Consider the following 21,457-nt stretch of genomic DNA (forward strand, 5'->3'; position numbering starts at 1 on the left):
ACGCCAAGCGCGGCAACGGTATTCGCCGACACCACCCACGGCACTCCGAACCCCTGCCCAGCCAGCACCGGGGCCGTTGCCGAAGCGGCATCCGCTTCGGCGAACTGTGGCGGCGGGCACACGATGACATGACAATTGCTGCCACCGACACCAAACGAGCTCACACCGACCGACAGCTGGCCCCTGTCGGCAGGCCAGCGCTCATGATCGGTCAACACCCTTAGCCGCAGTCGATCCAGCGGGATCCGCGGATTGGGTTTGGAGAAGTTCAGGCTGGCGACAAGTTCCTGCCTCTGGACGCACAGTGCCGCTTTGATCAGGCCGGCGATTCCGGCCGCGCCCTCCAGGTGACCGATATTGGTCTTGATCGAACCGACACCTAACGCCCCGGCATGCTCGCGGCCACGTCCGTAAACCGCGCCAAGCGCGGCCGCCTCGACAGGATCACCCACCGCGGTGCCTGTCCCATGAAGCTCCACATAGCCGATCTCATCGGGGTCCAGCCCGGCATTGGTCAACGCGCTGTGGATCACGTCGGCTTGAGCCGATTCCGAAGGAACGGTAATGCCGGCATCACCGCTGCCCGCGTTGACCGCACTCCCCCGGATTACACCGTAAATGCGGTCACCCGCATTGACGGCGTCCGCCAGCGATTTCAACACGACCACCCCGCCGCCCTCGCCGCGCACGTACCCGTTCGCGCGCGAGTCAAAGACATAGCAACGCCCGTCCGGGGACAGCGCGTCGAACTTCGCCGTTCGCAGACTGTGATGCCGCGACAAGATCAGATTCACGCCGCCGGCCAGCGCGACTCGACATTCGTTGCGCCGCAGACTCTCACACGCCAAATGAACCGCCACCAACGACGACGATTGGCCGGTATCGACGGTCAGGCTCGGCCCCGATAATTTCAACGCGTAGGAAACCCGATTCGCGATCAAACTACGACCCACACCGGTATGCAAATAAGGACTGATCTGCTCGTCAGGAACATTGCCCATTAAATCCGCAAAATCATTCGCCATCACGCCGAGAAAGACACCCACCGACGACGGCCTCAACCGATCAGCAACGATCCCGGCGTCCTCGAACCCCTGCCAACACAACTCCAACGCCAAGCCCTGTTGCGGATCCATCGACGCCGCCTCTCGCGGCGAAATCCCAAAGAACCTTGCGTCAAACTCATCGGAACCCTCGATCAAACCCGCCCGCTCAACGCCGATATCCCTGCTTGGCGGAGCCGCTCCAACAGCGTTGACACCGTCTCGCAGCAAACGCCATAACCCCGATAGATCCGGCACGCCGGGTAGGCGGCACGCCATCCCCACGATCGCGACGAAGTCCTCACCCCCACGTCTCGCCGACCCATCAGCAACACCGAGTCCATCGCCACCAGCTATCACGCGTTAACTCCTTGGTCGATAGTCAGATAAGCGAACTACGCCCCCGAGGCGTCTGTAAGCAAGCACTGTGAATCAATTATGGATCACGCACAAGACGGCTCGGTGAACCGTCCCGGGATTTATGCGCACCCTGATAATCCCGGGTTTGACGGGGTCGCGGTACTCGGTTTCAGGCCACGGGGTGGGTGAATTGCTGTAGTAGTTCGAACTCCATCGGAGTGCGCATGCCGAGGGCGGAGTGACGCCGTTGGCGGTTGTAGCAGATCTCCAAGTATTCGAAGATGGCGTTGGCCAACTCGATGCGCATCCTCCACAGCTTGCGGTTGAGCAGTTCGATTTGCATTCTGCCCCAGGGGGATTCGATCATCGCGTTGTCGTAACAATCGCCGATCGATCCCATCGACGGCAGTACAGCTTGCCCTCGTAGGTGCGATGCTCGGTGATATCGTTAACCCACAATCGATTTGGGCCTCCCGGGTGAACATCCGCTCCACCAGATCGGTCGCCGTCGGTGTCTCGTGACGTGGCCGGGGACGCCGGTTGCCCGGTAGCCCCTTGCTGCCAGCACGTGCTGTCAGCAGCTCCACCTGGTTGTTGCCGACCTGAAGTCCCAGACCGAGGGTGAGTTCGGCGTGCACCCGCATGATGCCGTAGGTGCCGTGGGAAGCGGTGTGTACAGCCTGGATCTGTTCGGTCAGCCATGCGTGGCGCACCGCTCGCGCCGGCGGTGGGCGGCGTCGCCATTCCTAGTAACCCGACTCGGACACCGACAGCACCGGGAACTGTCCGCGCCGGAGACGACATCATCGTCGAGTACCGTCCCGACCATGACGTGACGGTCGGGCTCGTCTTCCGGGCGCGCATGTCCGAACCCGAGCTGTTGCCGGCACTGCTGGCCGCTGATGCGCTGTCCGCGGAGATCAAGGCGGAGGCCGAGCGGCGGACCCGCAGTTAGACTCGCCACGATGCCTGACCAAGCTCCAGCCCTGCCCAGCGTCGACCGGTTCCGTCCGCACGTCGACATTGCGGTGGTCGTCGCCGTCCTGGTGCTGACCAACCTGGTCGCGCACTTCACCACGGCCTGGGCGAGCATCGCGACGGTCCCGGCAGCGGCCGTCGGCCTGGTACTTCTGGTTCGATGGCGCGGTCTGGACTGGGCCGAACTCGGGCTCGGCCGCGAGCACTGGAAGTCCGGCATGGGCTATGCACTGGCCGCCGTGGCGCTGGTGGTGTCGGTGATCGCGGTCGGTGTCGCACTGCCGGCCACTCGCCCGATGTTCCTGAACAACCACTACGCGACCATCTCCGGCGCGCTGATCGCCTCGATGGTCATCATCCCGCTGCAGACGGTGATTCCCGAGGAACTCGTTTTCCGCGGCGTGCTGCATGGCGCGCTGCACCGGGCCTGGGGTTTCCGCGGGGTGGCCCTGGCCGGGTCGCTGCTGTTCGGGCTGTGGCACATCGCCACCTCGCTGGGCCTGACGAGCAACAACGTCGGATTCACCCGCCTGTTCGGCGGAGGGGTGTTCGGCATGCTGGCCGGCGTGACGATGGCCGTGCTGGCCACCGGTGCCGCCGGGTTCGTGTTCAGTTGGCTGCGCCGGCGCAGCGGGAGCCTGATCGCGCCCATCGCCTTGCACTGGTCGCTGAACGGCGTCGGCGCCCTGGCCGCCGCGGTGGTCTGGCATCTTTCGACCTAGACCAAAAGCACGGCGGCGCCGGCGATCTCGCCGGAACTGAGGTCGGTCAACGCGCGGTCGGCTTCGGCCAGCGGGTATTCCGGTGTGGTGACCTCGATGTGATGGCGGCCGGCGAAGTCCAGGAAGGCACGGGCATCCGCCCGGGTGTTGGATGTGACCGACCTGATCTGGCGCTCCTGAAACAGATGCCGCTGGTAGTTGAGCGCCGGAATATCACTGAGGTGGATACCCGCCACCGCCAGCGTCCCGCCCCGGTCCAGGGCCGCCAGCGCCGGCAGCACCAGATCGCCGACGGGGGCGAACAATATCGCCGCGTCCAGCGGTACCGGTGGTGGCTCGGCGGCGCCCTGCGCGGACGCCGCGCCGAGCTCCATCGCCAGTTCACGCGCCCGGGCGCCCCGGGTCATCACATGCACCTCCGCGCCCTGCGCCAACGCGACCTGGGCGGTGATGTGGGCGCTTCCGCCGAAACCGTACAGACCCAGCCGGCCACCGGAGGGCAGCTCGGCCCGCAACAGGGACCGGTAGCCGATGATCCCGGCACACAGCAGCGGCGCCAACTCGCTGTCGCTGTAGCCGGCCGGCAGCGGGTGCGCGAAAGCCGCAGGGACCGTTGTGAATTCGGCGTACCCGCCGTCAGCGTCCCAGCCCGTGTAGCGGGAATCGGGGCACAAGTTCTCGTCGCCCCGCAGGCAGTACTTGCATAGTCCGCAGGTGTGGCGCAGCCAGGCGATTCCCACCCGGTCTCCGACACGGAACTCCTTGCCGGCATCGCCGCCGACTTCGACGACTTCCCCGACCACCTCGTGTCCCGGCGTCACCCGGTCGCGGTGGACGGGCAGGTCACCCTCGGTAACGTGCAGGTCGGTCCGGCATACCCCACACGCCGACACGGCGACCAACAAATCGGCCGGACCGGGCCGCGGGACGTCGGTGGTGACGCGCTCCAGCGGCTTGCTCTGCATCGGCCCGGGTTGCCGCACCTGCCATGCGGTCATGGTGGTGCCGGTTACTTGGGCGACCATCCCCCCATCATGCCGCTGCGGGTGCGCTCACCTACAGGGTGCGGGTGCGGGACGTGACGAACTTGTAGATCAGCAGTAGCAGGACCGCCCCGACCAGAGCCCCGAGGAACGAGTGGTTGATGGGCGGAGTGATCGTGAATTTGTGCGGTGGAAAGATGACGCTGCCCAGAGTGCCGCCGACGTACGCTCCGACGATGCCGAGCAACGCGGTGGCTATCCAGCCCATCGCTTGCCTGCCCGGCACGATGAGCCGCGCGAGCAGCCCGACGATCAATCCAAGAACGATCATTCCCAGGATGTGCAGGACCATCACCAGCTCCTTCTAACTAATTGTCGGCCAGGACCTCGAAGTAATACCCGTCGCGCATGTTGCCAACCGCACGAATCGGCTAACAGTCAGCGGCGGCGGACCAAACTGACAACCCAGAGCAGGATCACCGCGCCCAGCAGCGAGACGAAGAACGTGAACCATTTGCGCCCGTGTTCGACGTCGACATGCAGCCAGGACAGCAGCATCCCGCCGATGAATCCGCCGACCACGCCGATCACGATGTTGAGCAGAATGCCGGCGCCGCCGCCTTTGACGATCTTGCCCGCGATCCAGCCGGCAAAGCCGCCGATGATGATGTAGGCAACCCAACTCACCGCAGTGGGCGGAGCGAACGCCAAATATCGGGTAGTCGCCGTGACATCCATCAAAGGCCTCCTCTAGCGCCGCCAGTTTCGTTTACTGGACCGTGCTATCGGTATACGCCTATCGACGGGGTTGCGCTCGCTCAGGCCGGTTGACTGCGCGGCTGTGTCGCTGCCGGCGTGCCGGCGGCCGGTGCCTGCGCCGGTGCGGGAGCCGGCGCACCCGGTTCGCCGGGAGCAGCCGGGGCGGGGGCCGGAGCGCCGGGGACCGCTTCTGGAGCGGGGGCAGCGGGAGCACTCCAGGGCCGGATCGACTCGGCGAGCGCCTTGGCCGCGTTCTTGTCCACCGGGTTGTTTGAGGTGCCCAGCCACACCACGAACCAGCGCTGCGGCGGTCCGGCCGTAGGTGTCGTCCCCGCGGGTGTGCCCACTACACCGGTCCAGATCTGCCCGTTCGGCTTGGTGGTGTCGCTGAACTTCACCTCGTAGTACGACGCGCTACCCGAGACACCGTTGGCGTTGAGGGGAACCGTCTCCTGGTTGACCCGGGTGCCGGGGTAGGGCATGAAGAACTCGCCCATGTCCGAGCCCAGCCGGACCGCGGCCTTCGGGTTGGTGGCCTCGGCACTGGCATACAACTTCTGGTCGAGCCGGCCCAGCACGATGCGCGTGTCGTTGGCTACCGGCTGCGCCTGGCCGGGCATCGGAGCCTCGCCGGCCGACTTGCTCAGCAGCGCCGAGCCGTAGTCCAGGCGGGACGCGTCGGACTCCACCCAACCGGGCGGGACGACGAAGCTGAATCCGCCGACGGCGTTGGTCACTCGCCCGAGTTCGGGATCCGGCGGGGGTGGCGCATTCGGGTCGGCAGGCGGCGGCGCCGCATTGGGGTCGTTGGGCTGGGCGTTCGGCGTGGGGCTGGCCCCCGGCGCAGGCGACGGGCTGGGGGTAGCCGGAGAAGCACCCGGAGCCGGGGTCGGCGACGCCGGAGCAGGCGACGCAGGCGAGGCAGGCGGCGCGACAGTCGGGGTCGGCGACGGCGTCGGCTCGGGTTCGGCGCGAGAGGTTGCCGGCAACGCAATGGTGACGACGGTCGCCGCGGCAATAGCCAGCGACGCCACAAGCCCCTTGCGGCGTGACGGGTTTGGTTCCACCTGTTGCATGGCGACGAACCTACCGTGTTACCGCCGTGAAGCAAGGAAGGCCTTGCTTTTCAGAATGGTATGTCTCCCCGGCGGCGTTGCGATTCATCGATGGCGGGTGGGCGGCGCGAACGCCGGGTGCAGGGCAACTTCGGCAGCTTTTACGCTGAACCACACCCGGTCCCCCGGCGTGAGCTGCAATTCCGCCGCGGCCTCCATCGTGATGCTGGCTGCCGGGCCGGGCGCCATGTCGGCCTGGTCCGCGCCGCGCACCAACACCGCCGAGCCGTGGGCATCCAATTCCGCCACGGTCACCTCCACGGTATTGCGCGGGCTGCCGTGTGGCTCGGCCTGGTACACAGCCACACTCGCCGGAGCGAACACCGCAACCGCCGCCTGCCCGGTATTGAGCCGCGTAGCCGCTTTTCCGTACCACCGCCGGCCTCCCCGGGCGTCCAGAGCGCCATCCGGCCCGATCGTGCCGCTGACCAGGTTGACGCCCGCGATCCGGGCTCCGAACTGACTCCGCGGTGCGGCCAGCACCTCGGCGGCCTGGCCGATCTCGGCGATCTTGCCGGCTTCGAGCACCACCACCCGATCGGCCAAGGCGAACACGTCAAGCAGGTCATGGGTGACCACGACGACCGCACGGCCGCTGCGGCCGACCACGCCGCGCAGCAGTGCCCGAATCGATGCCGCCGCTGCGACATCGAGTCCGGTCAGCGGTTCATCGAGCAGCAACAGTTCCGGCTCGGCGGCCAACGCCCGCGCGATGGCCACCCGCTGGGCCTGGCCTCCCGACAGCTGCCGCGGCCTGCGGTCGGCCAACTCCTCGGCATCGACTTCCCGCAGCCAGCGCAGCGCTGTGTCTCGGGCCCGCCCGGACCGGAACATGCCGGCCAGGCTCCGTGGCCCGAACGCTACGTTGGCGGCCACGCTGAGGTGGGGGAACAGTAACGGCTTCTGCAGCAGCAACCCCACCCGCCGATCGTGGGTCGCCACGTCAACGCCGGCCGCGGTGTCGGTCAACACACGGTCGCCCAGCCGCACCACGCCCGAATCCGGCCGCACCAGCCCGGCGATGACATGCAGAGCCGTCGACTTGCCCGCGCCGTTGGGGCCGAGAACGGCCAGCACCTCGCCGGCGCGCACGGCGAAATCCACGTCCAGGCCGCGATCCCGCACCACCGCCCGCAGCTGTAGATCGCTCATCGTCGGCTACCTCACGTCCGGCCCGGTCAGCCGGCGCGCTCCCAGCCCCAGCACCACCAGCGCCGCCACCACCACGAGCAGCAGCGACAGCGCCACAGCCGCATCCGGGTCACCCACCCGCTGCAGGTAGATCTCCAATGGCAGCGTGCGAGTTACGCCCTGCAACGAGCCGGCGAAGGTCAACGTCGCCCCGAACTCACCCAGCGACCGCGCGAACGCCAACACCGCCCCGGAGGCCAGGCCCGGCATCAGCAGCGGCAGCGTGACCCGCCACCAGATCCTGGTCGGCCGGGCTCCGAGCGTCGCCGCCACCACTTCGTAGTCGGCACCCGCGCTGCGTGCCGCACCTTCCAGTGAGATCACCAGAAACGGCAGTGAGACGAAGGTTTGTGCCAGGACGACGGCAGTAGTGGTGAACGCGATGTCGATACCCGCCGTTTCGAGGTGACGTCCGATAAGCCCCAGCCTGCCGAAGGCATAGAGCAGCGCGATCCCGCCGACCACCGGAGGCAGCACCAGGGGCAACAGGATGACCGGTCGCAGCAACCGCACCAGGCGCAGCCGACTGCGGGCCAGCACCAGCGCCATCGGCACACCCACCACCAGGCACAGCCCGGTGCTCGCCGCGGCGGTTCGCAGGCTCAGCAGGAACGCCGTGACCGAGGATTTGCTGCTGATCAGCGCCCAGAAGTGGGGCCAATCGACCTTGATCGCCATCGCGAGCAGCGGGAATCCGACGAACAGCATGCCCACCGTGGCCGGCAGGTAGATCCAGCGAGGTAGGTGGGATGGCGTCGGCATCGGAGCTCAGGGTCGGGCGAAGCCTGCGCGGTCCAGGATCTTTCGCCCGGCCGCACCGGTCACCGTCGCCTGGAACTGCCGGGCCAGTGAGGCTTGTGACGCGTTCTTGAGCACCGCGATCGGGTACGTGTTCACCGCCTGCGCGGATTCCGGGAACTTGACCGTCGCCACCTTGGCTCCGGCTTCGGACGCGTCGGTGAGATAGACGAGTGCCGCATCGGCTTGCCCGGTCGTCACCTTGCTCAGCGCATCGCTGACACTCGGCTCCTCGCTGACCGGATGCAGCTGCACTCCGGTGGCGTCCTCGATGCGGTGGGTTGCTGACCCACACGGCACCGGCTGTTGGCAGACCACCACGCTGACCCCCGGCCTGGCGAGATCGGCGAATGAGCGTACGTTCTTCGGATTTCCCGGCGCTGTGACGATGACCAGAGTGTTGGCGGCGAACGTAGTCGCGTCACCGGCCAACATGCCCGCCTTGGCCACCCTGTCCAGTTGCGCGGTATCGGCCGAAGCGAACACATCGGCGTGCGCACCCTGAAGCAACTGCGTCGCCAACTCCGAGGAACCCGCGAAACTGAACGTGACGGCAGCACCCGGGTTGTCGGCCCTGAATTGCTCGCCGATCGAGGTGAAGACGGCCCGCAGCGAGGCGGCGGCGAAGACCACGATTGACGTCGCGTCCTGGCCGGGCACGGACGCCGGCCCACACGCCGTCAGGCAGCCGAGCAGCAAGGTCGTCGCCAGACCGGCCGGCACCCGACTGCGCAACATCGGTCAAACCTAGCGCCGTCACAGGGCGGCCGAATAGTTATGCAAATCGTCAGCGCGTCGCCGCGGCGCGTGGTTTCGCCGAATAGCTACTGTCCAGTAACATGTACCACCAGGACGCCATAGCACGAGGAGGTCGTGGCAGTGGAGGTTGTGGTCACCGGCGGAGACACCGATCTGGGCCGGGCGGTAGCCGAAAGTTTTCGCGACGACGGGCACAAGGTCACCTTGGTGGGGGCCCGCAGCGGTGACTTGGAGGTCGTCGCCAAGGAACTGGACGTCGACGCGATCGTCTGCGACACCACCGACCCGGCCAGCCTCACCGAAGCACGGGCGCTGTTCCCCCACCACCTCGACACCATCGTCAACATTCCCGCACCCACCTGGGTCGCCGGGGATCCGCGCACGTACTCACTGTCCGACACCGCGACCGCTTGGCGCCGAACGCTGGACGCGACGCTGCTTTCCGCGGTCCTCACGGTGCAGTGTGTGGGCGACCACCTGCGCTCGGGCGGTCACATCATCACCGTGCTCGCCGAGAACCCGCCGGCGGGCAGCGTCGACGCCTCGATCAAGGCCGCCGTGTCCAGCTGGGTGAGCGGACAGGCCGAGGTCTACGGCACCCGCGGCATCACCGTCAACGCCGTCGCAACCGGCCGCAGCGTGCAGGCCGGCTACGACGGCCTGTCGCGCACGCCGGCACCCGTGGCGGCGGAGATCGCGCGGTTGTCGCTGTTCCTGACCACGCCCGCGGCGCGTCACATCACCGGCCAGACGTTGCACGTCAGCCACGGCGCACTCGCCCAGTTCGCCTGAGGCGGGGATTCCGGCCGCGACTACGGTGGACACCGTGGCTATCCGGCTTGGATTTCAGATCCCGAATTTCTCCTACGGGACCGGCGTAGAAAACCTGTTTCCCACCGTCGTCGCTCAGGCCAGAGAAGCCGAAGCGGCCGGCTATGACTCCCTTTTCGTCATGGACCACTTCTATCAACTGCCGATGCTGGGCACACCGGATCAGCCGATGCTGGAGGCCTATACGGCATTGGGTGCGTTGGCGACCGCTACCGAGCGGATGCAACTGGGCACGCTGGTGACCGGCAACACCTACCGCAACCCGGCCCTGCTGGCCAAGGTGATCACCACCTTGGACGTGGTCAGCGGGGGCCGCGCTGTGCTTGGCCTCGGCGCCGGCTGGTACGAGCTCGAACACCGGCAACTGGGCTTCGAATTCGGCACGTACACCGACCGGTTCAACCGCCTCGAGGAGGCGCTGCAGATCATCGACCCGATGATCAAGGGCGAGCGCCCGACTTTCTCCGGCCAGTGGTACACCAGCGAATCGGCGATGGCCGAACCGCGTTACCGCGATCGCATCCCGCTGATGATCGGCGGCGGCGGGGAGAAGAAGACGTTCGGCATCGCCGCCCGATACGCCGACCATCTCAACATCGTCGCGGCCTTCGACGAACTGCCGCGCAAGATGGATGCGGTCAGGGCCCGCTGCGAAGAGGTGGGCCGCGACCCGGCCACGCTGGAGACCAGCATGATGCTGACGGTACTGCTCGACGAGAACACCGAACCCGAACGGCTGCCGGAGAACATGACTGCACGGATGGCGGTCGGCGGCCCCGCGCAGATCGCCGATCAGGTGCAGGCCAAGGTGCTGGCCGCCGGCCTGGACGGCGCGATCATCAACATCCCGAACAGTCACGTTCCGGGTGTCATCACCAGCGTCGCGGAGGCCCTGCGGCCTTTGCTCGCCGCTTAACGAAAGTCCGGCCGCGGAACGCAATTCGCTGAGTGTGGCTAATTACACAGGCTGGCGACTGGGTTTGAGAGGGTGGGTTGACTAGGCTCAAATGGGTACTAGCTAACTGCAGTTCGCCCGCCGAGGAGACCCGTCAGGAGCAGCGGAACATGAGCCCCCACGAAGAACCCACAGCTGAACCGCGTCGTCGGCATCGCGTCGTGATCATTGGATCCGGGTTCGGCGGACTCAATGCCGCAAAGAAGCTCAAGCGCGCGGACGTCGACATCAAGTTGATCGCCCGTACCACTCACCACTTGTTCCAGCCTTTGCTGTACCAGGTGGCCACCGGAATCATCTCCGAGGGTGAGATCGCGCCCCCCACCCGCGTCATTCTGCGCAAGCAGCGCAACGTGCAGGTGCTGCTGGGCAACGTCACGCACATCGATCTGTCCCGTCAGGTGGTCATCTCCGAGTTGCTCGGCCACACCTACGAAACCCCGTACGACAGCCTGATCGTCGCTGCCGGTGCCGGCCAGTCCTACTTCGGCAACGACCAGTTCGCCGAGTTCGCCCCCGGAATGAAGACCATCGACGACGCCCTGGAGCTGCGTGGCCGGATCCTCAGCGCCTTCGAGCAGGCCGAACGGTCCAGTGACCCGGAACGCCGCGCCAAGCTACTCACCTTCACCGTCGTGGGCGCGGGACCCACCGGTGTCGAGATGGCCGGCCAGATTGCCGAACTGGCCGAGCACACGTTGAAAGGCGCCTTCCGCCATATCGATTCGACCAGGGCGCGGGTAATCCTGCTCGATGCCGCGCCCGCGGTGTTGCCACCGTTCGGTGAAAAACTGGGCGCACGGGCAGCCGCGCGGCTGGAGAAGCTTGGCGTGGAGATCCAGTTGGGCGCGATGGTCACCGACGTCGACCGCAACGGCATCACGGTGAAGGACGCTGACGGCACCGAGCGGCGCATCGAGTCTGCCTGCAAGGTGTGGTCCGCCGGTGTGTCCGCGAGCCGCCTGGGCCGCGATCTCGCCGAACAATCCGACGTTGAACTCGACCGGGCCGGCCGGGTCCAGGTGCTACCAGACCTTTCCATCCCCGGGCATCCCAACGTCTTCGTCATCGGTGACATGGCCGCGGTCGAGGGTGTCCCCGGCGTGGCGCAGGGTGCCATCCAGGGCGGCAAGTACGTCGCCAACAACATCAAGGCCGAGCTGGCCGGCGCGGACCCGGCCGAGCGGGAGCCGTTCCAGTATTTCGACAAGGGCTCGATGGCTACCGTGTCGCGGTTCTCCGCGGTCGCCAAGATCGGTCCGCTGGAGTTCAGCGGGTTCATCGCCTGGCTGATGTGGCTGGTACTGCACCTGGTCTACCTGGTGGGGTTCAAGACCAAGGTCGCCACGCTGCTGTCGTGGATGGTGACCTTCCTGAGCACCCGTCGTGGTCAGCTGACCATCACCGACCAGCAGGCATTCGCACGAACGCGGCTCGAACAGCTCGCCGAAGCGGCCGCCGAGGCGCAGAGCTCCGGCGCCGTCGCCCGAAAGGCCAGTTAGCCGGCCAGCCGGTCGGCCTGCCAGGTGGTCAGCGTTCCGCCACCGGCCAGCGCCAACACCGTCGAACCCGTCTCGACGGCAAAATCCGATGTGGGATAACGGAGTTCGGAGATGATCGCCCGCGGCGCGGACAGCTCGTCGTCCGCGGGCGATCCGGCGCCCAACTCCACCCGGTGGCGCAGCATGGGTTGAGCGTGCCGGTCGGCCTGCAGGCGGCCCGACCAGAAGCCTTGATCCTCGTTGCACCGGCCGATCTGCACGCGCTCCCGGAAGCGGATCCGGCCAGCATCGTGCAGGCGCAGGGTGACCGCCGACAGATGCCGGGCCGCGGCGGCAACGACCGTCGGTTCTAGGTCCACATCCAAGTCCCCGCTCACGTCGATCTCCCAACTGGCGTGCGAAGAGTCGGTTTCCGGGCCGGGCAACGCCACGGCGGCGGCGGCGCTGCGCAGCCGAAGTCGAGCGCCGTCCTCGACGATCACCCGAATGTCGATCGTGTCACCGCCGAGCGGGACGGCTGCGGTCGATATCAGATGCACGGTATCAGCCGTGGTGCGCCTGGCCTGGATGCCGCCGCGACATTCGATGCGCGGCAATCGATTTCGCGACGCGACCAGGAGCACCCGGGATTCCATCAGCGCGCAACCACCAGTTGGTCGCGGACCCAGGTCAGCACCTGGGCCGCAGTTGGGTCCTCGGTGAGCGATTGCAGCACGGTGGGACGGCCGGCCCGCACGGCATCCGCATCCCGGGACATCACTTGCAGGTCGGCGCCCACCAGCGGCGCCAGGTCAGTCTTGTTGATCACCAACAGATCCGAGTAGGTGACGCCGGGACCTCCCTTACGAGGTACCTTGTCGCCCCCGGCGACGTCGATCACGAAGATCTGTACGTCAACCAGACCCGAGGAGAAGGTCGCCGTGAGATTGTCGCCGCCGGACTCGACCAGGATCAGGTCCAGCGGTTCATGGGCGGCCTGCAGATCGTCGATGGCGTCCAGGTTCGCGGTGATGTCGTCGCGAATCGCGGTGTGCGGGCAGCCGCCCGTCTGGACGGCGGTGATCCGGTCGTCCGGCAGTACGGCATGCCGACGCAGGAAATCGGCGTCTTCGGTGGTGTAGATGTCATTGGTCAGCACTGCCAGCGAAAGTTCGTCGCGCAATTGCCGACAGAGGGCCGCGACCAGTGCCGTCTTACCCGAGCCGACCGGGCCGCCGATACCGATGCGCAGCGGCTCACCCTGCTGACGGGCCCGCCTGGGCCGCTCGGTGTGGCCGTGCGAGTGGGTGTGGGTATGCGCTGTCGGCATTCGATGACCTTTCAGGAGGCGAACAAGGGTCGGTCGCGTTGAGCGTGCTGTTGTGCAAGCGCGTCCAGCAACGGGTCGGACAAGTCGGCCAGTCCCAGCATCGCCTCGTCGGCGATGTGCTCGCACAGGTCGGACAGGCGGATCGTCAGCCCGGCCACCTCGGCGGGGTCCAGGGCAAGCAATCGCTGTGCGGCGGTCGCCGAGCCGGTCATCGTGGTATACACCAACTGCAGCGCATTGTGTTCGGCAGGAATCCCACTGTGTACGCCGACGCGGCCGGCGGCCACCGCCAGATGCGGCTGCCGACCCAGCCGGTCCCAGGCCGGGTCGGGCCAGACCAGTCTGGCCAGCCGTGCCAGCCCGCGGCCCTGTTTGCGTGACGCCTCCCGGGCCGCGGGAGCCGGTGTGCGAGCGTCCGTTTCGCGATCGGCATCCGCGAGCGACAGGCGTCCCTGCTGTACCGCGACGGCAATCGATGCCGTGACCAGCCCGTGGGTGCGGATTCGTCGCCTCAGAAACGCCGCCAACGTGGCCAGATCGGCCACCAGCCCGCTGCTGACCGCTTCTTCGAGGCCACCGGAGTGCACGTGCGCGCCAGTGGGCAGCCGGGAATCGGCGAGTGCGAGAAGCGTTGCGAGAGAAGACATCAGAACAGGAAATACCGCTGTGCCATCGGAAGTTCAGTCGCTGGCAGCGGTTGCCAGACCTGACCGTCGATGCGGACGGTGAAGGTATCGGGGTCTACCTCGATGCCAGGCATCGCATCGTTGAGCGGCAGATCCGCCTTGCCGACCGCGCGGACATCGGCCACCGCCGCCAGCGGTCGGTTGATCGCGAGCCGGTCGGCCAGCCGGGCGTCGATGGCCGATGGCGCGACGAAGTGCACGGAGGACGCGGCCGCAGCGACCGGGGCGGCACCGAACATCGGCCGCGGCAACACGGGCTGAGGCGTCGGGATCGACGCGTTCGCATCGCCCATTGCCGCCCAGGCGATGACACCGCCCTTCAGCACCGCATGTGGACGCACTCCGAAGAACGCCGGCTCCCACAGCACCAGATCCGCCAGCTTGCCGACTTCCACCGAGCCGACAAGGTGGTCCATACCGTGCGCAACTGCCGGACAGATCGTGTACTTGGCGACGTAGCGCCGTGCCCTCATGTTGTCGGCGGCACCATCACCGGGCAGCGCTCCGCGACGGCGCTTCATCACGTGCGCGGTCTGCCATGTCCGCAGCACCACTTCGCCGATCCGGCCCATCGCCTGGGAATCGCTGCCGATCATCGAGATTGCGCCCAGGTCGTGCAGGAGGTCCTCGGCTGCCATCGTCGACGGCCGAATCCGGCTTTCCGCGAAGGCCAGGTCCTCGGGCACCGCCGGGTTGAGATGGTGGCACACCATCAGCATGTCGAGATGCTCGTCCAGCGTGTTGACCGTGTGCGGTCGGGTCGGATTGGTGGAACTGGGCAACACATTCGGGTGCGAAGCGACGGAGATGATGTCCGGTGCGTGCCCACCGCCCGCGCCCTCGGTGTGGTAGGTGTGGATCGACCGGCCGGCTATGGCGGCCAGGGTGCTTTCCACGAATCCCATCTCGTTGAGGGTGTCGGTGTGCAGCGCGACCTGGACTCCGGCGGCGTCGGCGACAGTAAGGCAGGTGTCGATCGCCGCCGGGGTAGAACCCCAGTCCTCGTGCAGCTTGAAGCCCGATGCGCCGCCGCGCAATTGCTCCCACAGGCCCTCGGGGTTGACGGTGTTTCCCTTGCCCAGCAGGGCGAAATTCAACGGCCACCCGTCCAGCGCCTCGAGCATCCGGGCCAGATGCCAGGATCCGGGAGTGACGGTGGTGGCCTTACTGCCCTCGGCGGGTCCGGTGCCGCCGCCGATGACCGTGGTGATGCCGGCACCCAAGGCCTCGGTCAACAGTTGCGGACAGATCAGGTGGACATGGCAGTCGATCGCGCCTGCGGTGACGATTCGCCCATTGCCGCCGATGATTTCGGTGGACGGGCCTACCACCAGGTCCTGGTGGACGCCGTGCATGATGTCGGGGTTACCGGCCTTGCCGATGCCGACGATGCGCCCGTCGCGAATCCCTATGTCTGCCTTGATTATTCCCCAGTGGTCGATGATCACCGCGCCGGTGATCACCGTATCGGGCGCCCCCTCGGCCCGGGTCGTGCGTCCCTGTCCCATCGACTCGCGCAGTACCTTGCCACCGCCGAACACCGCCTCGTCGCCCGCGAGTCCCGGCCCACCGCTGCGGTCTTCGGTGATTTCCACCAGCAGGTCGGTGTCGGCCAGCCTGATCCGGTCCCCGGTCGTGGGTCCGTACAACTGGGCGTAGCGATCCCTGGACAGCGAGGTCATGCTCGGTCCAAACGACCGGGAGGCGGCAGGGTCAGGCCGTGCACCTCGCGTTCGCCTCCCAACGGGACCAGCGTGACGCGCTGCGCAACCCCGGGTTCGAAGCGCACCGCGGTGGCCGCCGGGACATCCAGCCGATGGCCGAAAGCCATGGTGCGGTCGAACGACAACGACGAATTGGCCTGCGCCAGGTGGACATGGCTACCGACCTGGACCGGACGATCGCCGGTGTTGACGATGTCGATCTCGATCCGCGGCGCGTGCGCGTTGATCTCGATATCGCCACTGGCGTAGAAGATTTCGCCGGGAATCATGTGATGGGGTGATGGACCGTGACGAGTTTGGTGCCGTCCGGGAAGGTCGCTTCCACCTGCACGCCGTCCAGCATCTCCGGCACCCCCTCCATGACGTCGTCCCGGCTCAGCACGTCGCATCCGCTGGCCATCAGTTCGGCGACGGTGCGGCCGTCGCGTGCTCCTTCAAGAATGTGATCGGCGATCACCGCGACCGCTTCGGGGTGATTCAGCCGCAATCCCCGGGCCCGGCGGCGACGGGCCAGCTCGGCGGCGTAGGACAACAGCAGTCGCTCCTGCTCGTGCGGCGTCAGACGCATGACCCGGGATCCTGCCATGAGATGGCGATCCTGACATCTCCGCCGTGGTCACCCCGGCAGTGCCTTGGCGATCACGCCTCGAGGTTCTGCAGACGCACCTGGCCGCGCGCCACCAATCGCTCGTCGTCGTCGGTGATCGTGACCAGCCACAGCTGCTGGCGGCGGCCGCGGTGGATCGGCTCGGCTCTGCCGTACACCGTGCCCGACTTGATGGCGCGCAGGAAGTCGGTGTTGTTGTTGACCCCGACCACGTTTCCCCCGCCGTTGGAGGCGAGCCAGGTGTAGGCCGCCACGCTGGCCATGCTCTCGATCATTGAGCAGTAGACGCCGCCGTGCACCAGGCCCATCGGCTGCAGCAGCTTCGGCTTGACCTCGAGATGCGCGCGGGCCCCGTCGGGGGTCAGTTCGGTGAATTGCAGACCGAGTTCACTGTCGAACGGAGCATCGAATTCCGGGTCAGGCGCTGACGACACGCTTTGTGTCTACACCATGCGCGACGGCGTCCACAGATACAGGCGGGCCCCGCACGCATCGCACGGGGCCCGCCGATCGAGTAGGCGCGGGGTCGCTGCAGCCCTCAGGACTCTCCGCAAGCCGTCTTCGCTCGACCGAAATCAGCATAGGCAAGGCTGCCCTAATTTTGCAAGCATCCGTTGCGTAGTCTGCGATGTGCGCCCGGCTTGTCCCGGGCCGCGATTTCACGGGTGAACTGACTGCGAGATGGGTACGACACTCGGTAGTAAGCCGGGGTACGCTGGTTTCAACGCTCAGGGAGATGAATTATGGCCAAGCTGACGCGGCTGGGGGATTTGGAACGCGCCGTTATGGACCATTTGTGGTCCATGCCGGAACCGCAGACTGTTCGCCAGGTCCACGAAGCGTTGTCCGCGCGACGCGACCTCGCCTACACGACCGTGATGACCGTTTTGCAGCGGTTGGCGAAGAAAAACCTGGTTTCCCAGCTCAGAGACGATCGGGCGCACCGCTACGCGCCGGTGCACGGCCGCGACGAACTGGTTGCCGGGCTGATGGTCGACGCCCTGGCCCAGGCCGAGGACTCCGGTGGCCGCCAGGCCGCGCTGGTGCACTTCGTGGAGCGGGTCGGCGCCGACGAGGCTGACGCGTTGCGCCGCGCGCTTGCCGAATTAGAGGCAAGTCAACGCAATTCGCCATCTGCTGGACCTCCGGCCGACGACTAAGGGAGACTAACGGCGTGTCCGCGCTGGCCTTCACCCTCCTTGCGGTGCTGCTGGCTGGGCCGACACCGGCAGCGCTGGCCCGAGCCCGGTGGCCGCTGCGCGCTCCCCGCGCTGCGATGGTGCTCTGGCAGGCGGTCGCCCTTGCCGCCGTCCTGTCCACTTTCAGCGCAGGTATCGCCATCGCCAGCCGGCTGCTGATGCCCGGTCCGGACGGACGGCCCACCGCCGGAATCGTCGACGCCGAAAGTCGGCTGGGCTGGCCGCTGTGGGCGGCCTATGTCGCCGTCTTCGCGCTGACCGTGCTGGTCGGTGTGCGGTTGATGGTGGCCGTCGTTCGGGTGGGCGTCGCGACTCGACGACGGCGGGCACATCACCGCATGGTCGTCGACCTGGTCGGGGTCGGACACGATTCGGCGCGCACCCAGCGGTGTACCGGCACCCGGGATCTACGGGTCCTCGAGGTCGCACAACCGCTCGCCTACTGCCTGCCCGGGGTGCGCAGCCGGGTTGTGGTCAGCGAAGGGGCGCTCAACACGCTGGCCGATGCCGAGGTCGCGGCCATCCTGTCCCACGAGCGGGCACATCTGCGGGCACGCCACGATCTGGTTCTGGAAGCGTTCACCGCGGTCCATGCCGCGTTCCCGCGGCTGGTGCGCAGCGCCAACGCGCTGGGCGCGGTGCAACTCCTGGTGGAGCTGCTGGCCGATGACGCCGCGGTACGCACCGCGGGGCGCACTCCCCTGGCCCGGGCCCTGGTGGCCTGCGCGTCCGGCCGCGCGCCATCGGGTGCACTGGCCGCCGGCGGAACCAGCACCGTGTTGCGGGTGCGACGGTTGTCCGGCCGGGGCAACAGCCCGCTGCTGTCCGCGTGCGCCTACCTGGGAGCCGCGGCCGTGCTGGTGGTGCCCACCATCGCGCTGGCCGTACCGTGGCTCACGGAGCTACACCGGTTGGTCACGGCCTGACATCAGGCGAGCACCGTGGAGCGCCCGGGTGGCCCTTGTGCCAAGGTGTTTCACGGACGGCTGTTCCCGGACACTGAGAGGCAGGACATGAGTTCGTCGGATTCGAAGACTGCGACCGCCCAGATCGGGGTCACCGGGCTGGCCGTGATGGGCTCGAACCTGGCCCGCAACTTCGCCCGCCACGGGTACACCGTGGCGCTGCACAACCGGTCGGTGGCCAAGACCGACGCGCTGCTGGCCGAGCACGGCTCCGACGGCAGCTTCGTGCGCACTGAGACGATTCCGGAGTTCCTGGCCGCACTGGAGAAGCCGCGCCGCGTGATCATCATGGTCAAGGCCGGCGACCCCACCGACGCCGTCATCAACGAGCTCGCCGACGCCATGGAGGAAGGCGACATCATCATCGACGGCGGCAACGCGCTCTACACCGACACCATCCGCCGGGAGAAGGCGATACGCGAGCGCGGGCTGCACTTCGTCGGCGCCGGGATCTCCGGCGGCGAGGAAGGCGCCCTGAACGGACCGTCGATCATGCCCGGCGGCCCCGCCGAATCCTACGAGTCGCTGGGTCCGCTGCTCGAAGAGATCTCCGCGCACGTCGACGGCGTGCCGTGCTGCACCCACATCGGCCCCGACGGCGCCGGCCACTTCGTCAAGATGGTGCACAACGGCATCGAGTACTCCGACATGCAACTGATCGGCGAGGCCTACCAGTTGCTGCGCGACGCGCTGGGTAAGACGGCGGGTGAGATCGCCGACGTGTTCGAGGAGTGGAACACCGGCGACCTGGACAGCTTCCTGGTCGAGATCACGGCGCAGGTGCTGCGCCAGACCGACGCCAAGACCGGCAAGCCGCTGGTCGACGTCATCGTCGACGAGGCCGAACAGAAGGGCACCGGCCGTTGGACGGTGAAGTCGGCCCTGGACCTCGGCGTTCCGGTCACCGGCATCGCCGAGGCCGTCTTCGCGCGGGCGCTCTCGGGCTCGGTGGCGCAGCGCAAGGCGACGACCGGATTGGCATCCGGTGACCTTCAGGGGCGCATAAGCCCCGCTGGCTCTGCAGCCGCAACTCAATTCACCGAGGACGTGCGTCAGGCTCTCTACGCGTCGAAGATCATCGCCTACGCCCAGGGCTTCAACCAGATTCAGGCCGGCAGCGCCGAATACGACTGGGCCATCACGCCTGGCGACCTGGCGACCATCTGGCGCGGCGGCTGCATCATCCGGGCCAAGTTTCTCAACCGGATCAAAGAGGCGTACGACGAGGACCCGGACCTGCCGACGCTGATCGTGGCACCCTACTTCCGCAGCGCGATCGAGGCGGCCATCGACAGTTGGCGGCGCGTGGTGGTGACCGCTACACAATTGGGTATCCCGATTCCGGGGTTCTCTTCGGCGTTGTCCTACTACGACGGGCTGCGCACCGAACGGCTGCCGGCCGCGCTCACCCAGGGCCTGCGCGATTTCTTCGGCGCACACACCTACGGGCGCATCGATGAGGACCCGGGCAAGAAGTTCCACACCCTGTGGAGCGGAGACCGAAGCGAAGTTCCTGCCTAGCGAGAGACGATGAAGTTCCTGGACGGGCACCGGCCCGGGTTCGACCTGACCTATAACGACGTGTTCATCGTGCCGAACCAATCCGATGTCGCGTCGCGGTTCGACGTCGACCTGTCTACGCTCGACGGCTCGGGGACCACCATCCCGGTGGTCGTCGCCAACATGACCGCGGTGGCCGGCCGGCGGATGGCCGAGACGGTGGCCCGCCGCGGCGGCATCGTGATCCTTCCGCAGGACCTGCCGATACCGGCCGTCCAGCAGATGGTCCAATTCGTCAAGAGCCGTGATTTGGTGCTCGACACCCCGGTGACGCTGGCGCCCGACGACTCGGTGTCCGATGCGACCGCGCTGATCCACAAGCGCGCCCACGGAGCCGCGGTGGTGTTGTTCGAAGGCCGGCCGATCGGCCTGGTGCGCGAGTCGTCGTGCGTGGGCGTGGACCGGTTCACCCGGGTACGCGACATCGCCGCCACCGATTTCGTCACCGCACCGGCGGGCACCGAACCGCGCAAGATCTTCGACCTGCTCGAACACGCGCCGATCGACGTCGCGGTGCTGACCCACCCCGACGGCACCCTGGCCGGAGTGCTCACGCGCACCGGTGCCATCCGCACCGGCATCTACAGCCCGGCCGTCGACCACTCGGGCCGGCTGCGGATCGGAGCGGCCGTCGGCATCAACGGCGACGTGGCAGCCAAGGCGCAGGCACTGGCCGAGGCCGGGGTCGACGTTCTGGTCATCGACACCGCGCACGGACACCAGGTCAAGACGCTGGACGCGATCAAGATGGTCGCCTCGCTGGACCTTGGCCTGCCGCTGGTGGCCGGAAATGTGGTGTCGGCCCAGGGCACCCGGGACCTGATCGAGGCCGGCGCCGGCATCGTCAAGGTCGGGGTCGGCCCCGGTGCCATGTGCACCACCCGGATGATGACCGGCGTGGGCCGCCCGCAGTTCTCCGCGGTGGTCGAATGTGCTTCCGCCGCAAGGGAACTGGGAGGACACGTGTGGGCAGACGGCGGCATTCGCCATCCGCGCGACGTCGCCCTGGCACTGGCCGCCGGTGCGTCGAACGTGATGATCGGGTCATGGTTCGCCGGCACCTACGAGTCCCCGGGCGATCTGATGCGCGACCGGGACAACCAGCCGTACAAGGAGAGCTACGGCATGGCGTCCAAGCGTGCGGTGGTCGCCCGCTCCGGCGCGGAAAGCCTGTTCGACCGGGCCCGCAAGGCGCTGTTCGAAGAAGGCATCTCCACCTCGCGGATGGGTCTGGACCCCGACCGGGGCGGCGTGGAGGACCTGATCGACCACATCACCTCCGGCGTACGCAGCACCTGCACCTACGTGGGCGCGGCCAACCTGGAAGAGTTGCATGCGCGGGCGGTGGTAGGGGTGCAGTCGGCCGCCGGTTTCGCCGAAGGGCATCCCTTGCCCACCGGCTGGTGAAGGC

General features: G+C 67.3%; 24 protein-coding genes and 2 pseudogenes. 9 read left to right on the forward strand and 17 right to left on the reverse strand.

The features are described 5' to 3' along the window. The 3 genes and pseudogenes from AC5Y7D_RS21455 to AC5Y7D_RS21465 form a co-directional block, all read right to left on the reverse strand. The coding region (locus AC5Y7D_RS21455; RefSeq protein WP_499927638.1) for a beta-ketoacyl [acyl carrier protein] synthase domain-containing protein at window positions 1-1,322 on the reverse strand (1,322 nt) is incomplete at its 3' end. 250 nt (window positions 1,323-1,572) lie between these two features. Then, window positions 1,573-1,803 (reverse strand): integrase core domain-containing protein, encoded by a 231-nt coding sequence (locus tag AC5Y7D_RS21460; protein WP_499927496.1) that lies wholly within the window; start codon window positions 1,801-1,803, stop codon window positions 1,573-1,575. 163 nt (window positions 1,804-1,966) lie between these two features. Beyond that, window positions 1,967-2,116, reverse strand: a pseudogene (locus AC5Y7D_RS21465) (IS3 family transposase); the annotation flags it as partial. Between the two features lie 59 nt (window positions 2,117-2,175). Here AC5Y7D_RS21465 and AC5Y7D_RS21470 point away from each other — a divergent pair. Then, window positions 2,176-2,358: pseudogene (locus AC5Y7D_RS21470) on the forward strand (MOSC domain-containing protein); the annotation flags it as partial. A 10-nt stretch (window positions 2,359-2,368) separates the two neighbouring features. Next, window positions 2,369-3,103, forward strand: coding sequence for a CPBP family intramembrane glutamic endopeptidase (locus AC5Y7D_RS21475; RefSeq protein ID WP_499927497.1), 735 nt, complete (start codon window positions 2,369-2,371; stop codon window positions 3,101-3,103). On the opposite strand, the gene AC5Y7D_RS21480 is transcribed toward AC5Y7D_RS21475, so the two are convergent. The 7 genes from AC5Y7D_RS21480 to modA form a co-directional block, all read right to left on the reverse strand. Beyond that, window positions 3,100-4,128, reverse strand: coding sequence for a zinc-binding alcohol dehydrogenase family protein (locus tag AC5Y7D_RS21480; protein ID WP_499927498.1), 1,029 nt, complete (start codon window positions 4,126-4,128; stop codon window positions 3,100-3,102). The genes AC5Y7D_RS21475 and AC5Y7D_RS21480 overlap by 4 nt on opposite strands. 31 nt (window positions 4,129-4,159) lie before the next feature. Beyond that, window positions 4,160-4,438 (reverse strand): GlsB/YeaQ/YmgE family stress response membrane protein, encoded by a 279-nt coding sequence (locus AC5Y7D_RS21485; RefSeq protein WP_499927500.1) that lies wholly within the window; start codon window positions 4,436-4,438, stop codon window positions 4,160-4,162. 86 nt (window positions 4,439-4,524) lie between these two features. Next, window positions 4,525-4,824, reverse strand: a complete 300-nt coding sequence (locus tag AC5Y7D_RS21490) for a GlsB/YeaQ/YmgE family stress response membrane protein (RefSeq protein WP_499927502.1) — start codon at window positions 4,822-4,824, stop codon at window positions 4,525-4,527. 80 nt (window positions 4,825-4,904) lie between these two features. Beyond that, window positions 4,905-5,921, reverse strand: coding sequence for an alanine and proline-rich secreted protein Apa (locus AC5Y7D_RS21495; protein WP_499927504.1), 1,017 nt, complete (start codon window positions 5,919-5,921; stop codon window positions 4,905-4,907). 84 nt (window positions 5,922-6,005) lie between these two features. Next, window positions 6,006-7,112 (reverse strand): sulfate/molybdate ABC transporter ATP-binding protein, encoded by a 1,107-nt coding sequence (locus AC5Y7D_RS21500; protein ID WP_499927506.1) that lies wholly within the window; start codon window positions 7,110-7,112, stop codon window positions 6,006-6,008. 6 nt (window positions 7,113-7,118) lie between these two features. Continuing rightward, entirely contained in the window at window positions 7,119-7,913 is a 795-nt protein-coding gene (locus tag AC5Y7D_RS21505) for an ABC transporter permease (protein WP_499927507.1), read from the reverse strand. A gap of 6 nt (window positions 7,914-7,919) precedes the next feature. Further along, complete coding sequence (modA, locus tag AC5Y7D_RS21510) at window positions 7,920-8,687, reverse strand: molybdate ABC transporter substrate-binding protein (RefSeq protein ID WP_499927509.1); 768 nt, start codon at window positions 8,685-8,687, stop codon at window positions 7,920-7,922. Between the two features lie 135 nt (window positions 8,688-8,822). Between modA and AC5Y7D_RS21515 the strand changes: the two genes are divergently transcribed. The 3 genes from AC5Y7D_RS21515 (at window position 8,823) to AC5Y7D_RS21525 (ending at window position 11,996) form a co-directional block, all read left to right on the forward strand. Next, window positions 8,823-9,500 (forward strand): SDR family oxidoreductase, encoded by a 678-nt coding sequence (locus AC5Y7D_RS21515; protein WP_499927511.1) that lies wholly within the window; start codon window positions 8,823-8,825, stop codon window positions 9,498-9,500. 34 nt (window positions 9,501-9,534) lie between these two features. After that, complete coding sequence (locus AC5Y7D_RS21520; RefSeq protein WP_499927513.1) at window positions 9,535-10,455, forward strand: LLM class F420-dependent oxidoreductase; 921 nt, start codon at window positions 9,535-9,537, stop codon at window positions 10,453-10,455. Window positions 10,456-10,604: 149 nt separating this feature from the next. Beyond that, complete coding sequence (locus tag AC5Y7D_RS21525; RefSeq protein ID WP_499927515.1) at window positions 10,605-11,996, forward strand: NAD(P)/FAD-dependent oxidoreductase; 1,392 nt, start codon at window positions 10,605-10,607, stop codon at window positions 11,994-11,996. Here AC5Y7D_RS21525 and AC5Y7D_RS21530 read toward each other — a convergent pair. The 7 genes from AC5Y7D_RS21530 to AC5Y7D_RS21560 all read right to left on the reverse strand — a co-directional run bounded on the left by AC5Y7D_RS21530 (window position 11,993) and on the right by AC5Y7D_RS21560 (window position 16,756). Beyond that, entirely contained in the window at window positions 11,993-12,631 is a 639-nt protein-coding gene (locus AC5Y7D_RS21530; protein WP_499927517.1) for an urease accessory protein UreD, read from the reverse strand. The two genes, AC5Y7D_RS21525 and AC5Y7D_RS21530, sit on opposite strands and share 4 nt — an antisense overlap. Then, the gene (gene ureG, locus AC5Y7D_RS21535; protein ID WP_499927518.1) at window positions 12,631-13,305 is read right to left on the reverse strand and encodes an urease accessory protein UreG; all 675 of its coding nucleotides are present in this window, start codon (window positions 13,303-13,305) and stop codon (window positions 12,631-12,633) included. Before ureG ends, AC5Y7D_RS21530 begins: the two co-directional genes overlap by 1 nt. 11 nt (window positions 13,306-13,316) lie before the next feature. Beyond that, a complete protein-coding gene (locus AC5Y7D_RS21540; RefSeq protein ID WP_499927520.1) occupies window positions 13,317-13,952 on the reverse strand; it encodes an urease accessory protein UreF in 636 nt (211 codons plus the stop codon). Then, complete coding sequence (locus AC5Y7D_RS21545; RefSeq protein ID WP_499927521.1) at window positions 13,952-15,673, reverse strand: urease subunit alpha; 1,722 nt, start codon at window positions 15,671-15,673, stop codon at window positions 13,952-13,954. The genes AC5Y7D_RS21540 and AC5Y7D_RS21545 overlap by 1 nt, the downstream gene beginning before the upstream one ends. Continuing rightward, window positions 15,670-15,984 carry an urease subunit beta gene (locus AC5Y7D_RS21550; protein WP_499927523.1) on the reverse strand — a complete coding sequence of 105 codons (315 nt, stop codon included), beginning with the start codon at window positions 15,982-15,984 and terminating at the stop codon, window positions 15,670-15,672. Before AC5Y7D_RS21550 ends, AC5Y7D_RS21545 begins: the two co-directional genes overlap by 4 nt. Further along, entirely contained in the window at window positions 15,981-16,283 is a 303-nt protein-coding gene (locus AC5Y7D_RS21555; RefSeq protein WP_499927525.1) for an urease subunit gamma, read from the reverse strand. Before AC5Y7D_RS21555 ends, AC5Y7D_RS21550 begins: the two co-directional genes overlap by 4 nt. Window positions 16,284-16,354: 71 nt before the next feature. Beyond that, on the reverse strand, window positions 16,355-16,756 hold the full coding sequence (locus AC5Y7D_RS21560; protein ID WP_499927527.1) for a PaaI family thioesterase: 402 nt from the start codon (window positions 16,754-16,756) through the stop codon (window positions 16,355-16,357). Between the two features lie 309 nt (window positions 16,757-17,065). Between AC5Y7D_RS21560 and AC5Y7D_RS21565 the strand changes: the two genes are divergently transcribed. From AC5Y7D_RS21565 to AC5Y7D_RS21580, 4 genes are all read left to right on the forward strand, one after another. Beyond that, on the forward strand, window positions 17,066-17,482 hold the full coding sequence (locus tag AC5Y7D_RS21565; RefSeq protein ID WP_499927529.1) for a BlaI/MecI/CopY family transcriptional regulator: 417 nt from the start codon (window positions 17,066-17,068) through the stop codon (window positions 17,480-17,482). A gap of 14 nt (window positions 17,483-17,496) precedes the next feature. Then, on the forward strand, window positions 17,497-18,447 hold the full coding sequence (locus AC5Y7D_RS21570) for a M56 family metallopeptidase (protein ID WP_499927531.1): 951 nt from the start codon (window positions 17,497-17,499) through the stop codon (window positions 18,445-18,447). Between the two features lie 87 nt (window positions 18,448-18,534). Next, entirely contained in the window at window positions 18,535-20,007 is a 1,473-nt protein-coding gene (gene gnd, locus AC5Y7D_RS21575; protein WP_499927533.1) for an NADP-dependent phosphogluconate dehydrogenase, read from the forward strand. A gap of 9 nt (window positions 20,008-20,016) precedes the next feature. Continuing rightward, a complete protein-coding gene (locus AC5Y7D_RS21580; RefSeq protein ID WP_499927534.1) occupies window positions 20,017-21,453 on the forward strand; it encodes a GuaB1 family IMP dehydrogenase-related protein in 1,437 nt (478 codons plus the stop codon). The last annotated feature ends 4 nt before the right edge of the window (window positions 21,454-21,457 follow it).

The sequence above is a fragment of the Mycobacterium sp. NGS49 genome (genome assembly GCF_059812565.1).

Bases quoted from the DNA above. Each gene is read 5' to 3' on its own strand.
- AC5Y7D_RS21460 (WP_499927496.1), bottom strand. From the start codon at position 1,803: ATGGGATCGATCGGCGATTGTTACGACAACGCGATGATCGAATCCCCC.
- AC5Y7D_RS21475 (WP_499927497.1), top strand. From the start codon at position 2,369: ATGCCTGACCAAGCTCCAGCCCTGCCCAGCGTCGACCGGTTCCGTCCG.
- AC5Y7D_RS21480 (WP_499927498.1), bottom strand. From the start codon at position 4,128: ATGGTCGCCCAAGTAACCGGCACCACCATGACCGCATGGCAGGTGCGG.
- AC5Y7D_RS21485 (WP_499927500.1), bottom strand. From the start codon at position 4,438: ATGGTCCTGCACATCCTGGGAATGATCGTTCTTGGATTGATCGTCGGG.
- AC5Y7D_RS21490 (WP_499927502.1), bottom strand. From the start codon at position 4,824: ATGGATGTCACGGCGACTACCCGATATTTGGCGTTCGCTCCGCCCACT.
- AC5Y7D_RS21495 (WP_499927504.1), bottom strand. From the start codon at position 5,921: ATGCAACAGGTGGAACCAAACCCGTCACGCCGCAAGGGGCTTGTGGCG.
- AC5Y7D_RS21500 (WP_499927506.1), bottom strand. From the start codon at position 7,112: ATGAGCGATCTACAGCTGCGGGCGGTGGTGCGGGATCGCGGCCTGGAC.
- AC5Y7D_RS21505 (WP_499927507.1), bottom strand. From the start codon at position 7,913: ATGCCGACGCCATCCCACCTACCTCGCTGGATCTACCTGCCGGCCACG.
- modA (WP_499927509.1), bottom strand. From the start codon at position 8,687: ATGTTGCGCAGTCGGGTGCCGGCCGGTCTGGCGACGACCTTGCTGCTC.
- AC5Y7D_RS21525 (WP_499927515.1), top strand. From the start codon at position 10,605: ATGAGCCCCCACGAAGAACCCACAGCTGAACCGCGTCGTCGGCATCGC.
- AC5Y7D_RS21530 (WP_499927517.1), bottom strand. From the start codon at position 12,631: ATGGAATCCCGGGTGCTCCTGGTCGCGTCGCGAAATCGATTGCCGCGC.
- ureG (WP_499927518.1), bottom strand. From the start codon at position 13,305: ATGCCGACAGCGCATACCCACACCCACTCGCACGGCCACACCGAGCGG.
- AC5Y7D_RS21540 (WP_499927520.1), bottom strand. From the start codon at position 13,952: ATGTCTTCTCTCGCAACGCTTCTCGCACTCGCCGATTCCCGGCTGCCC.
- AC5Y7D_RS21545 (WP_499927521.1), bottom strand. From the start codon at position 15,673: ATGACCTCGCTGTCCAGGGATCGCTACGCCCAGTTGTACGGACCCACG.
- AC5Y7D_RS21550 (WP_499927523.1), bottom strand. From the start codon at position 15,984: ATGATTCCCGGCGAAATCTTCTACGCCAGTGGCGATATCGAGATCAAC.
- AC5Y7D_RS21555 (WP_499927525.1), bottom strand. From the start codon at position 16,283: ATGCGTCTGACGCCGCACGAGCAGGAGCGACTGCTGTTGTCCTACGCC.
- AC5Y7D_RS21565 (WP_499927529.1), top strand. From the start codon at position 17,066: ATGGCCAAGCTGACGCGGCTGGGGGATTTGGAACGCGCCGTTATGGAC.
- gnd (WP_499927533.1), top strand. From the start codon at position 18,535: ATGAGTTCGTCGGATTCGAAGACTGCGACCGCCCAGATCGGGGTCACC.
- AC5Y7D_RS21580 (WP_499927534.1), top strand. From the start codon at position 20,017: ATGAAGTTCCTGGACGGGCACCGGCCCGGGTTCGACCTGACCTATAAC.